13 protein-coding genes are annotated in these 12,411 nt (G+C 69.9%); 4 read left to right on the top strand and 9 right to left on the bottom strand.

What is annotated here, in order from left to right:
* Window positions 1-9 precede the first annotated feature (9 nt).
* Entirely contained in the window at window positions 10-543 is a 534-nt protein-coding gene (locus C9J87_RS02030) for a hypothetical protein (RefSeq protein ID WP_157953088.1), read from the bottom strand.
* 68 nt (window positions 544-611) lie between these two features.
* Between C9J87_RS02030 and C9J87_RS02025 the strand changes: the two genes are divergently transcribed.
* On the top strand, window positions 612-1,181 hold the full coding sequence (locus tag C9J87_RS02025; RefSeq protein WP_107704583.1) for a mismatch-specific DNA-glycosylase: 570 nt from the start codon (window positions 612-614) through the stop codon (window positions 1,179-1,181).
* A 27-nt stretch (window positions 1,182-1,208) separates the two neighbouring features.
* Here the strand turns inward: C9J87_RS02025 and C9J87_RS02020 are convergent, their stop codons facing one another.
* The gene (locus C9J87_RS02020) at window positions 1,209-1,565 is read right to left on the bottom strand and encodes a hypothetical protein (protein WP_107704582.1); all 357 of its coding nucleotides are present in this window, start codon (window positions 1,563-1,565) and stop codon (window positions 1,209-1,211) included.
* A gap of 162 nt (window positions 1,566-1,727) precedes the next feature.
* Between C9J87_RS02020 and C9J87_RS02015 the strand changes: the two genes are divergently transcribed.
* Genes C9J87_RS02015 through C9J87_RS02005 form a run of 3 tightly spaced genes read left to right on the top strand, consistent with a single transcriptional unit; the run spans window position 1,728 to window position 4,257 of the window.
* Complete coding sequence (locus C9J87_RS02015) at window positions 1,728-2,741, top strand: GTP pyrophosphokinase (RefSeq protein ID WP_107704732.1); 1,014 nt, start codon at window positions 1,728-1,730, stop codon at window positions 2,739-2,741.
* Between the two features lie 26 nt (window positions 2,742-2,767).
* Window positions 2,768-3,874: a calcium:proton antiporter gene (locus tag C9J87_RS02010; protein WP_107704581.1), complete on the top strand. Its 1,107-nt coding sequence runs from the start codon at window positions 2,768-2,770 to the stop codon at window positions 3,872-3,874.
* Window positions 3,875-3,903: 29 nt separating this feature from the next.
* Window positions 3,904-4,257, top strand: coding sequence for a hypothetical protein (locus tag C9J87_RS02005; RefSeq protein WP_010834078.1), 354 nt, complete (start codon window positions 3,904-3,906; stop codon window positions 4,255-4,257).
* Here C9J87_RS02005 and C9J87_RS02000 read toward each other — a convergent pair whose 3' ends face one another.
* From C9J87_RS02000 to C9J87_RS01970, 7 genes are all read right to left on the bottom strand, one after another.
* Window positions 4,258-5,064, bottom strand: a complete 807-nt coding sequence (locus C9J87_RS02000) for an ABC transporter substrate-binding protein (RefSeq protein WP_036491213.1) — start codon at window positions 5,062-5,064, stop codon at window positions 4,258-4,260.
* On the bottom strand, window positions 5,064-5,654 hold the full coding sequence (locus tag C9J87_RS01995) for a GTP-binding protein (protein ID WP_010834080.1): 591 nt from the start codon (window positions 5,652-5,654) through the stop codon (window positions 5,064-5,066). The genes C9J87_RS02000 and C9J87_RS01995 overlap by 1 nt, the downstream gene beginning before the upstream one ends.
* Window positions 5,635-5,913 (bottom strand): DUF742 domain-containing protein, encoded by a 279-nt coding sequence (locus tag C9J87_RS01990; protein ID WP_010834081.1) that lies wholly within the window; start codon window positions 5,911-5,913, stop codon window positions 5,635-5,637. Before C9J87_RS01990 ends, C9J87_RS01995 begins: the two co-directional genes overlap by 20 nt.
* Before the next feature lie 108 nt (window positions 5,914-6,021).
* A complete protein-coding gene (locus C9J87_RS01985) occupies window positions 6,022-6,441 on the bottom strand; it encodes a roadblock/LC7 domain-containing protein (protein WP_010834082.1) in 420 nt (139 codons plus the stop codon).
* A 15-nt stretch (window positions 6,442-6,456) separates the two neighbouring features.
* Window positions 6,457-9,543 carry a sensor histidine kinase gene (locus C9J87_RS01980; RefSeq protein WP_107704580.1) on the bottom strand — a complete coding sequence of 1,029 codons (3,087 nt, stop codon included), beginning with the start codon at window positions 9,541-9,543 and terminating at the stop codon, window positions 6,457-6,459.
* 179 nt (window positions 9,544-9,722) lie between these two features.
* Window positions 9,723-10,037: a hypothetical protein gene (locus C9J87_RS01975; protein ID WP_010834084.1), complete on the bottom strand. Its 315-nt coding sequence runs from the start codon at window positions 10,035-10,037 to the stop codon at window positions 9,723-9,725.
* Window positions 10,038-10,169: 132 nt separating this feature from the next.
* Complete coding sequence (locus tag C9J87_RS01970) at window positions 10,170-12,242, bottom strand: catalase (RefSeq protein WP_010834085.1); 2,073 nt, start codon at window positions 12,240-12,242, stop codon at window positions 10,170-10,172.
* Between the last annotated feature and the right edge of the window lie 169 nt (window positions 12,243-12,411).

Raw genomic sequence — 12,411 nt, 5'->3', positions numbered from 1 at the left:
CCGGCCGGCTCAGCTGGGCACGAGGAACAGCGCCACCGAGGTGACCGGCACCAGGCACTGCACCTTCGACTTGGGCAGCACCGGCGCCACCTCGATGCCCTCGAACGTCGTGGACCAGGTGATGCCGGTCGGGGTGTGGCAGCCCACCGAGACGACGGCACCGAACAGCGTGCTGTCGTCCGGGACCTGCACCTCCTCGATGGCGGTCCGCACGTCGGCGGCCAGGCGGGCGTCGGTCGCGGACACGAAGGCGTCGACCGACTTCTGGTCGACCAGCGCGCTGGCGCGCTCGGCGGTCTCGCCGTCCACATTGGACGCGCTCACGATCACGGCCTGTCCGGGCTCGACGCTCTCACCGACCACGACGTGGCCCCCCGCGCCGGTGGAGGTGTCGGAACCCGGCGAGCCGGACTCGGACGGAGCCGATTCGGTCGTCGAGGTGTCGGTCGCGTTCCCATCGCCTGAGTCGCTCCCGCAGCCCAGGACGCTCACGAGCACGAAGACGCAGCACGCGGCGCTGGCACGCAGAGTTCTTGGGCTCATGGCACTAGGACGATAGCCCGCGCGACCGGGTTCCGCCCGCGCAGCGCGCAGTGCCTAGGCTCGACGCCATGGCCCTGTTCACCCGCGCCGAGCTCGAGTCGTTCCGTGACACCGAGGTCCCCGACCTCGTCGGCCCGGACGTGCGGCTAGTCTTCGTCGGCATCAATCCCGGCCTGTGGACCGCAGCGACACAGACCCACTTCGCGCACCCGGTGAACCGCTTCTACCCCGCGCTGCTGCAGGCCGGGATCATCGATCGCCCCATCGATGCCGCTGCGGGCATGGACGACGAGGACCGCGCCTACTTCCGCTCGCGCGGCCTCGGCATCACCAACCTCGCCCCCCGGGCCACCGTGCGCGCCGACGAGCTCACGCCCGACGAGCTGCGGGCCGGCGGCGCGCGACTGCTCGAGCTCGTCACCACGCTCCGACCGCGCGTCGTCGCGGTCGCCGGCATCACCGCCTACCGCCTGGCGTTCGGGGACCGCAAGGCCACCGCCGGGCGGCAACCGCAGCCGCTGGGCGAGGCCGAGCTGTGGGTCGTGCCCAACCCCAGCGGCCTGAACGCCCACCACACGGTGGCCACCCTCGCCGCTGCCTATGCCGAGCCGGCACGCGCTGCGGGGATCCTCGGCTGAACCGGCTCCACCCACGACACGGCCGGGTCACGACGCATCCCCCAGCTCGCCCTCGAAGACCTCACCGCCCTCCACGATGAGCAGCGCCGACCCCCGCCCGCACGGTCCGGGCACGTCGAGCGAGCCGTCGACCTGGTGGCCCTCGCCGAGGAACTCGGCGATCAGGAACCGCAGCCACTGCCCCGCTGCGACCGACGCCGCCGCCAGCACCAGGCAGCACCCCTCGTCACAGGGAAGCCAGGGCGACGGCACTGCTGGCTGTCCTGGCCAGATCCGGGCCACCTGGCCGCGGCGGCGGCCGAAGCCGGCGAGGAAGGCTGCCTCTCCGGTGTCGAGGGCGGGAGTGAGGCTGAGCCGGTCGCCGGTCCGTGCGTGGTGGGTCATCTGGGTCCTCCTTCGGTGGTGGTGTGCGTCGTCCTGACGCCCTACCCACCGTGGCCACGTCCACCGACAACACCGGCGTTGCGGCGTACGACCTGTGGACAGGCCGCAGGCGCACCTGCCCTGTGGACACTTTGCGGCCCGCGAATCTGAGAGGCTGTGCCCGTGCCCCCCACTGACCTGCCCGTACGCGAGGCCGTGCGCGCCTATGCCGCACTACAGCCGGGACTGGTGGAGCCGACCGAGCACTTCGTCGAGCTGATCACCACCCTGCTCGACGACGCCGGCATCAACTACCTCAGCGTCACCGGCCGGACGAAGAGCGTCGCGTCGTTCGCCGCCAAGGCCGCGCGGACCGTCGGCGACCAGCTCCTCTACCCCGATCCCCTCGTCCAGATCACCGACCAGATCGGCGTGCGTGTCATCACCTACGTCCACAGCGACGTGGCCGCGGTCGCGGAGCTCCTCGACGACGAGCTGACGATCCTCGACGACCGCGACATGGGCCAGGAGACCGCGCGTGCCGGCGGCTTCGGCTACGCCAGCCGGCACCTCCTGGTGACGCCCGATCCCCCGGACGACGAGGTGCACCAGGCGCCGTACGACGAGGTGCGCGGCCACCGGGCGAGCGTGCAGGTGCGCACCGTGCTGCAGCACGCGTGGGCCGAGTTCGAGCACGACATCCGCTACAAGGGCACCGTCCCGGAGGAGTACGTCCCCGACCTCGACCGCCGCTTCACACTGGCGGCCGGGCTGCTCGAGCTCGCCGACCGGGAGTTCTCCACCATCCGCGAGCGTCTCCAGGCGGTGGCCCCGGTCTCCCCCGGCGAGGCCGATCCCAGCGACCCGCGCATCAGCGGGCAGGAGCTGGCAGCCTTCCTGGCCGGGCAGTACGCCGACGCCGGCTGGTCGCACACCGACCACTACGGCTGGATCGGCGGCCTGATGCTCGAGCTGGGCATCACCTCGCTCGACGAGCTCGACGGGCTGCTCACCTCTGTCGACGCCGACGCAATCATCCGACGGATGGGCTACCGCTATCCCGCTGGTGCAGTCCGTCGTCTCGACGACGCCCTGCTCGCGATCTTCGGCCAGCAGTACGTCGACCTGAAGGGCAACTCCCACCGGGTGGAGAAGCTCACCGAACGACTCGCGAAGCTGAACTCGCCCGACGGCTGATGAGGACCACTCTCTAGGGTTGGCCCATGCCGCGCCCGCTCTGGACCTCGCTCACGCCAGTCCTCGCTGCGCTCCTGCTCGCCGCGACCTGGGGGCGCCACCCGGGCGCAGCAGTGCTGACCCTCGTCGCCGTGGTGCTGGTGGGAGCCGTGCTGGCAGCGGTCCACCACGCCGAGGTCGTCGCCCACCGGGTCGGCGAACCGCTCGGCTCGCTGGTGCTCGCGGTCGCCGTCACGGTCATCGAGGTGGCGCTGATCATCACGCTGATGATCACCGCCGACAAGGACACCTCCGGTCTCGCCCGCGACACCGTCTTCGCTGCCGTGATGATCAGCATCAACGGCATCCTCGGCCTGTCACTGCTGGTCAGCGCGCTGAAGCACCACCTCGCGGTGTTCAACCCCGAGGGCACCGGCTCCATGCTCGCCACCGTCGTCACGCTGGCCACGGTCTGCCTGGTGCTGCCGTCGTTCACCATGTCCGAGCCCGGTCCCGTCTACACCGGCCCGCAGCTCGCCTTCGCGGCCATCGCCTCGCTCGTTCTCTACGGCCTGTTCGTCTTCACCCAGACGATCCGGCACCGTGACTTCTTCCTGCCCGTCGACCGCGACGGCGAGACGCTCGGCTCGGGTGGTCACGTGGACGCGGACGACGACGGGCACGCCGACCCGCCGGACAACCGCACGACCGCGTGGAGCGCCGGGCTCCTCGTCGTCTCGCTCGTCGCCGTCGTCGGCCTGGCCAAGATCGTCTCGCCGGCCATCGAGGACGGCGTCGCGGCGGTCGGCTTCCCGAACGCCGTCGTCGGTGTCGCGATCGCCCTCCTCGTGCTGATGCCGGAGTCGATCGCGGCAGTCCGCGCCGCCGCCCGCGAGCGGGTCCAGGTCAGCCTCAATCTCGCGTTCGGCTCGGCCATGGCCTCGATCGGCCTGACCATCCCGACCCTCGCCGTCGCGTCGATCTGGCTCGACGGGCCGCTGTCCCTCGGTCTCGACAACGTGCAGATCGTGCTGCTGTTCCTGACCGTGGTCGTCGCCATCCTGACCGTGGTCCCAGGTCGTGCCAAGCCCCTGCAGGGCGGCGTGCACCTCGTCCTGCTGGCGGCCTTCATCTTCTTGACCATCGCTCCCTGAGCCCCTGACACCCCGACCGAGAGACCGAGATGACCGAGCCCGCCCAGCCCCGCCGCGCGCGACACCTGATGGACCCCAACGCACCACGCCCGGTGCGCGATCACGCGTCCGAGAACAAGAGCCTCACCCGCGTGCAGCGCTGGGTGATGTCCGCGCTCGCCGTGACCACGATCTTCCACCTGGTGATGGGCCTGATCATCGCGGCGCTCTTCCTCGACAACCCGCGCCCCGGTGCCCAGGTCGGCCTGTGCCTGATCGCCGGCGCGTTCGGCGTGATCGCGATCGCGGTCGCGTTCGTGATCCACGGCAAGAAGCCGCTCACCCCGTGGCTGCTCGTCGGGCTGATCCCCTCGGCGGTCGGGATCTACCTGATCAACCGCTAGCTACTTCTGGGCCTTGGCCTTGCCGAACCAGGTCTCGTAGATCTCGTCGTAGCGACCGCTCTCCTGGATGTCGGCGAGCACCTCGTTGATGACGCGCAGGAGGTCGACGTTGCCGTCCTTCTCCACCGCCATGCCGTACTGCTCGCCCGTGTCGAACTCGGAGACGACCTCGAAGTCGGGGTGCCGCTTGATGGCGTCACCGACGATGTTGTTGTCGTAGATGCCGGCGTCGACGGCGCCGCCGCTGAGCGCGGAGTCGACGTCCTGGACGTTCTTGTAGGACACGATCTGGGTGTTGGTCGGCGCGTGGTCGTTGGCATAGAGCTCGCCGGTGGTCGCTTCCTGTACGGCGATGCGCCCGCCGCCGAGGTCGCTGAGGTCGTCGATCCCGCTGCCCTTCTGCACCACCATCACCTGCGCGGCGTTGAAGTAGGGGCTGGAGAAGTCGACGACGCGGGCCCGGTCGCCGTTGATCGACATGGCGGCGACGCCCACGTCGCAGCTCCCGTCGTTGAACAGCTCCCCCGAGGCGATGTCGTCGAAGTTCTCGTTGACGAACTCCGCCTTGACGTCGAGCGCCGCGGCCACTTCGTTGACGAGGTCGATGTCGAAGCCGACGACCTCACCGCCCTGCTCGAACTCGAAGGGCTCGTAGGGCAGGGACGTGCACACCTTCAGGGCGCCGTCCTTGACGAGCTCGGGCTCGGGTGCGCTCGTCGACGAACCGTCGGAGCCGCAGCCGGCCAGGGCGAGCACGACCACCGAAGCGATGGCCACACGCGCCATCGGCAGACGTGAGGTGCGCATCAGCTGGCACCTGCCAGCGTCCGGGTGAGGTGCTCGAGGGCGTATTCGGTGACCCGGATGAGGGCGGCCTTGGCAGACTCGCGATCGCGTGCATCGATGGAGATGATCGGGACCTCGGGCGGCAGCGCGAGGGCGGCCTTGACCTGGTCGAGGGTGTACTGCTCGATGCCGTCGAACTGGTTGACCGCGACGATGAACGGCAGGCCCTTGGCCTCGAAGTAGTCGAGGGGCGAGAAGGACTCGTCGAGTCGCGCGGTGTCGACGATGACGATCGCACCGATCGCGCCGAGGCACAGGTCGTCCCACATGAACCAGAAGCGGCGCTGGCCCGGCGTGCCGAAGAGGTAGAGGATCAGGTCCTCGCCCAGCGTCAGCCGGCCGAAGTCCATGGCGACGGTGGTGGTCGCCTTCGAGGGGACGGCGTCGAGGTTGTCGACGCCCTCCGACTCGTTGGTGACGAGCGCTTCGGTGCGCAGCGGTTGGATCTCCGACACAGAGCCGACCAGGGTTGTCTTGCCAACGCCGAAACCGCCAGCGATGACGATCTTGGTCGACGCTGCCTTGTTGCGACTAGTAGGTGCGGAGTCCACGGAGGGTCCTTTCGATGAGCTCTATCCGCTCGTCCTTGGACGAGTTCTCGGTGATGGTTGCTTGTACGCGGATGAACCCGTGCTCGACGAGATCGCTGAGCAGGACGCGCACGACGCCGATTGGCATCTTGACGAGGGCCGCGCACTCAGCGACGGAGCGTCGGTCACACACCTCGAGCACCTGGAGGGCGGCGGCGCTCACCGAGGCGCCGTCGTCCGTGGGTTCCAGACGCAGGGTCGCTTCCATGGGCAGGTCCACGGTCGCGTGGGTCCGCCCTGAAGTGATGGTGTACGGCCGGACGAAGCGAGGTCTCCTGACCTGCTCGTCCGATCCGTCTGACTCAACTGGTGTCACGGCCGGTCACGCTCAGTTCGACGAACTGACGCGGGCCCCGGCCTGGACGGTCTGACCGACGCGCTCGACGAGCAGCGCCATCTCGTAACCGACCTGGCCGATGTCCGCGTCCTCTTCGGTCAGGACCGTGAGGTTGGAGCCGTCGCCGACGCTCATGAGCATGAGGTAGCCGTGCTCCATCTCCACGACGGTCTGGAGCACTGCCCCACCGTCGAAGAGGCGCGCGGCACCGACGGCGAGGCTGGCCAGACCGGACGACACGGCCGCAACCTGCTCGGCCCGCTCGCCGGGGATGCTCTGGCTCTCCGCCATCAGGAGGCCGTCGGCGGACACCAGGATCGCGTGGGCCGCGTCGGTCACCTCCTCGACGAAGCGAGACACCAGCCAGTTCAGGTTGTTGTCGGTGGCAGAGATGCCTTGGGACTCGGTCATTTCTCTTCTACTTTCTTACTGGTCGTCGGCAGGCACGGAGGCAGTGCGTCCACGGCGGACACCGGCCTTGTGAGCGGACAGTCGAGCACGGATGGCTTCGGGGTCGCGACCGGCGCTCCCCACGGGCTTGGTGACGCTGCCCGGCACGAGACGTGCACCTGGGCGGCGGACCGGCAGTCCGGAATCTGTGGACACCTCTTCGTGGGTGGTGGCGACGGTGTCGGCTCGCTCCCATCCGGCCTCGACCTCAGTCGAGGTCCACTCGCGGTCCTGCTCGTCGGTGCTGAGCCACGACGACTTCGCGGACCCGTTGAGCGCGGGCTCCTCGACCCGCGCGACCGGAGCCGGCTGGTCCAGGACGGTGGTGGTCGTGCCGACGTCGAAGACCGGCTCGGACACCAGGTTGGCTGCAGGGGCCTCGGTGGCGACCTCGACCCACGAGGACTCCACGGGCTCCAACAGGGCCGTCGTCGCGACCGGGGCGACCACCTCGCGCTCGCTCGGCAGGGGGTCGCTCGGCAGGGGGTCGGTCAGCGGGTCACCGAGCGACCCGCGCTCGCGCGAGGGCATCTGCAAGATGGCGGCGTGGTCAACCTCGTCGTAGTCCGGGATCGGCAGTCGGCCGCGCTGGGGACGGATCTTGGCCATGAGGGCCGCGATGTGCGCTTCGGGGCTCTCCTCCTCGATCTCGTCCTCGACGACCGGCTCGGCCACGACCACGGGGACCTCGACCACGGGGGCCTCGACGACCGGGGCCTCGACCTCGACGGCTTCCTCGACCGGCGCCGGCTCGTCGAGCGCGGACGTCGTGGCGTAGGTCTCGGGGGCATCCTCGATGAACTCGTCGGCCACCTCCTCGGCGACCTCGGGCTCCCGCGGGAGATCCGGAACGGCCGAGACGATGGGCGCAACGGGGGTCAGGTCGCGCTTGGAACGCAACGCCATCCCGCCGGTGGCGCGCTTGGTCTCGCGCGGCGTCTCCGGCTCGGTCTCCTCGCCGTCGGCCTTGGGGAGCTGGACGCCGGCCGCGCTGAGCGTGGGCAGGGTCGCGCCGCGCTCGCGGGTCGGCAGCACGGGGCTGACCGATCGCAGGTGGGAGTCGCCGATGCCCAGCGGGTCGGACGCGTCGACGGCGGACTCGTGGGAGCCGCGCGTCGGGAGCTGGGTGGGCGGCACCAGTGCCGGGGAGTCCTCGAACGCCTCGATCGGGGCGGCCTCGAGTGCCTCGTCCTGCTCCTCCACGAACGGCTCGGGCTCGGGCTCGACCGGAGTCGGCTCGAGGTGCGCGCGCTCGGGCAGGATCGCGTTGGGCACCAGGACGTAGGCGGTCGTGCCGTCGCCGCTGTTGGCCTTCAGCGTGACGCTGACGCCGTGGCGCTGGGCGAGCCGGCTGACCACGAACAGGCCCATGCGACGGGCGGTGTCGGGGGTGACCTCGACGCCGGTGCGCAGGTTCTCGTTGATCTGCTTGAGCTCGTCGGCGGGGATGCCGAGACCCGCATCGGCCACCGTGATGGTCACACCGTTGTCGGTGACGACGGAGTCGAGCACCACGCTGGTGTGCGGCGAGGAGTAGGACAGCGAGTTGTCGACCAGCTCGGTGACGAGGTGGACCAGGTCACCGGCGGCGGACTCGTTGACCAGGATCGGCAGGTCGGACTCGACCCGCACGCGCTGGTAGTCGGTCACACCAGCGGTCGCGGCCTGCAGGGTCTCGCCGATGGAGACGCTCTCCCAGCCGGCCGAGCGCGTGGGCGCGTCGGCGAGGATGAGCAGCGAGTCGGCCGTACGGCGCATGCGGGCCGCGAGGTGGTCGAGGCGGAAGAGGCTCTCGAGTCGCTTCGGGTCCTCCTCGTCGCTCTCCAGCGCCTCGATCAGGTTGAGCTGCTGGTTGATCAGCGTGGTGTTGCGACGCGAGAGCGTCACGAACATCTCGCCGACCTGGCTACGGAGCTTGGCCTCGCCGGAGGCGAGCGTGACGGCCTGCTGGTGGAGGTCGTCCACGGCCCGGGCCAGCTGGCCGACCTCTTCGTGCGTGTTGACGTCGATGCGCTTGATCGGGCCCGGCTCCGAGCCGGCCCGGATGCGGGCGACCGCGTCGGGCAGGTCCTGGCGGGCCACCTTGAGGGCGCCCTCGCGGACCCGGCGGATCGGGTTGACGAGGGTGCGCGAGATCAGCAGGGCGAGCGCGATGGCGGCGCCGAGCGCGATCAGGGTCAGCAGGGCGTTGAGCAGGGCGCGACGGCGGGCGTCGGACGCGGTCTCGGCGAGCTGCTCGTCCACGCCGTCGAGCAGCGTGGTCTGCAGCTTGTCGTATTCGTCGTAGGCGTCGGCGCCACCGAGGTCGCTGCCACCGGTGCGGATCTCGTTGGCGCGCTCACCGTTGTTGGTGCGCAGGGCCTGGATCGAGTCGTCGGCCTCGCCCAGCTGGCCGGCAAGGCGGTCGAGCGCGGCACTCTCGGCACCGAACTCGGAGAAGAGGGGGAGAGCGTCGTTGCGACCCGTGCGCTCAGTGGCGCCCAGCGCCTGCTGCATGGCGAGCGCGAAGCGACCACCGAGCGCCTGGGACAGCAGCTCGAGGCGGGGCTCGGGGGTGAGCTGCTCGTTGATGATGGTGGTGATGAGCTTGGTGACACCCGACTGCATCTGCCGCAGCTGGGCGATCCACGTGCCGGGGCTGACGGGGCCGGTCGCCTCGTCGCGCAGCGCGCGGCTGAGGCTGAGGATCACGTCGACCTGGCGGCCCTGCTCAGTGGTGAGGTCGGCGTCGTCACGGGCCTCGAGAAGCTCGGCGGCGGCGGCCTTGATCTCGGCCAGCGCGTCGTCGAGCTCGTTCTGGCTGGTGCCGGTCGTCGACTGGGCCGCGACCATGCCCTTCTCGGCCGCGGTGAGGTAGGCGATCGCAGGCTCGAGCACGGTGACCTGCTGGGCACTCGCCGAGGCGTTGGCGGACTGCTCGAGGTCGTTGGTGACCCGGAGGCCACCGAATGCCGCTGCGAGGAGCAGCGGGATCGCCAGTGCGAGCGCAACCTTGCGTCGCAGCGGCCAGCCGGAGACGGCGAGTTGGGAGTCGCGTCCCTGGGACGGGCTCTGGTCGCTCATGTGGACCCCATGACTTTCATCTTCTCCGCCCGAGGGACGGCTGCCCCACACAGGGCAAACTCAAGATAGAGACTGGGCGGCCTCCGCGTGGCGGAATTGGAGAACTAGCCCAGCCAGATGTCTAGACAGCCTATGGGATTAGCCCGTTCGGGCGCGAGCGCGACGATCGGTGGATGTTTTCAGGCCAGCGACCACACGCCGGGGGCGCCCTTGGCCATCACGCCGTCCTTGATCATCGACTGCCGGGCCCGGCGGGCGGCATAGCGCCACCGCAGCTCTCCTTCGGGCGTGAGCTGCCGGTCGCCGTCGAGCAGATCCTCGGCCAGGCGCGACTCCAGTGCGGTGAAGACGTCCTCGGTGTCGAGCTCGCCTCCGGCGGCCTCGAGCACGCCGACGATGTGGGGTGCGAAGTCCTCGGGTGGGGTCCACTTCCGCGGCGCCCGCCGGGTGGGTACGGCGGGCGCCGTGGTCTTCGCAGCGCGGGGCGTGCTCACGCGAGGTGCCCTGACCGGCGCCGGGGGCGGCGGAGGTGCCGGAGGCATCCCGTGCACGCACGTCGACAGGGGCAGGTCACACAGGTCGCAATAGTCGTCAGGCATCGGTGCCAACGCTAGCCCACCTCGACGTCACGGGCGGACGTCGCGCTCCCAGAACCGAAGCGCCGCGCAGGCCTTGACGAAGTCCGAGGCGCTCTTCACCGACAGGTCGGGGCAACCGGCGTCGGGCTGGATCGCCGCAGCGGCCAGCCACTCCCCCGCGTCGGCGCCCACACCGATGAGCTTGTGGTGGGCGAAGGCGTCGTTGACGAAGTCCTTGGCACTGGCCCGGCCGGCGAGCTCGGTGGCACCGGCGAGCGAGGGCAGCAGGGCCACCGCGTCGAAGAGCACCGACGGCCCGCCGTCGATCGCGTGGTGGGGCTTGATCGTGCCGCCGCCCTTCAGCTTGACGGGCCCGATCGCGGGTGCGACGTACTCGACCGTCGCCCCGGCCTTCTCGAAGGCGCCGGCCACCGCGTTGACGACGGCCTTGTCGCTGCCGTCGGTCACGACGATGCCGAGCTTGCGTCCGGCGAAGGAGTCGGGGCCGTTGAGCTGGATGCTCAGCGCAGCAGATTCGGGCAGGTCGGTGCGCGGGGCGACCGCTGCCTCGGCCGCGTCCGGCAGCGGCATCGCGAGCTTGTCGGCGACCTGCTGGGCGAGGTCGTCGTGCACGTTGCGCAGGTTGGCGAGCATGCGGGTGCGGATCTTGGGGTCCTCGACCTTGCTGAGCTCGAAGCCGAAGGCCGCCACGATGTGCTGGCGCTCCACGTCGGTCTGGCTGATGAAGAACTGCCGCGCCTGTGAGTAGTGGTCGGCGAACGACTCCGCGCGCAGCCGCCGGGTCTGACCCTGCTCCTCACGCATGACGCTCTGGTAGCCCTGCACGAGGTCGGCGCGCGAACCGCGGTCGGCCCCGGTCAGCGAGTTCGGCTCGTAGTTGCCCCGGCCGGTCTGCGGCATCGTCTGCATGTGGCCGTCGCGCTGGAAGTGCGCGACGGGGCAGCGCGGTGCGTTGACCGGGATGTGGGTGAAGTTGGGGCTGCCCAGCCGCTTGAGCTGGGTGTCGAGGTAGGAGAAGTTGCGGCCCTGGAGCAGTGGGTCGTTGGTGAAGTCGATGCCCGGGATGACGTTCTGGGTGCAGAAGGCGACCTGCTCGGTCTCGGCGAAGACGTTGTCGACCACGCGGTCGAGGGTGAGGCGGGCGATCACCCGGACGGGCAGCACCTCCTCGGGAATGATCTTGGTCGCGTCGAGCACGTCGAAGTCGAACTTGTCGGCGAAGGCGTCATCGAAGACCTGGACACCGAGGTCCCACTGGGGGAAGTCGCCCGACTCGATCGCGGCATAGAGGTCGCGGCGGTGGAAGTCGGGGTCGGCGCCGTTGATCTTCACCGCCTCGTTCCACACCACCGACTGCATGCCCTGTCGCGGCTTCCAGTGGAACTTGACGAAGGTGGCCTTCCCGTCGGCGTTGACGAAGCGGTAGGTGTGGACGCCGAAGCCCTCCATGAACCGGAACGAGCGCGGGATCGCGCGATCGCTCATCGCCCACAGCAGCATGTGCGTCGACTCCGGCATCAAGGACACGAAGTCCCAGAAGGTGTCGTGCGCGCTGGCGGCCTGCGGCCAGCCACGGTCCTGCTCCTCCTTGACCGCGTGGACGAGGTCGGGGAACTTCATCGCGTCCTGGATGAAGAAGACCGGCATGTTGTTGCCGACGATGTCCCAGTTGCCCTCCTCGCTGTAGAGCTTGACCGCGAACCCGCGTACGTCGCGGGCCAGGTCGGGCGAGCCGAGGTTGCCCGCCACCGTGGAGAACCGGACGAACGCCTCGGTCCGCTGGCCCTTCTTCTGCAACGGAGCGGCCCGGGTCAGGTCAGGCACCGGGTCGAGGCACTCGAGGTAGCCGTGGGCGCCGTAGCCGCGCGCGTGCACGACGCGCTCGGGGATGCGCTCGTGGTCGAAGTGGAAGATCTTGTCGCGCAAGACGAAGTCCTCGAGGACGGTGGGGCCGCGATCGCCCACCTTGAGCGAGTTCTGGTCGTCGCCCAGCGGGGTGCCGGTCGACGTCGTCATCCGCTCGCCCCCCTTGACGCCCTGGTGGAGCTCGTCCCCCGTGCCGCGCTGGTCGGGAGTGCTGGTCGGTCGTTTGAGAGCCATGCCGAGAGTCCTCACGTCGTGGCCGCGGTGATCGCGTCCCCCACCGGCGAGGCTAGCCATCATCGGGCGTGGCCGACACCCCCCGATTCAGGCTCGACGCGGCCGAGATGCCCGCCGCGGGGGTCCGGCGAAACGCTCCGCCGCGCGCCTATGGAGAACCGGACGCCGA

The sequence above is a fragment of the Nocardioides allogilvus genome (assembly GCF_003047285.1).
Lineage (GTDB): Bacteria > Actinomycetota > Actinomycetes > Propionibacteriales > Nocardioidaceae > Nocardioides > Nocardioides allogilvus.
Note: the sequence above shows the minus strand (reverse complement) of the source record. Positions and strands in the feature narration are given on the sequence as shown.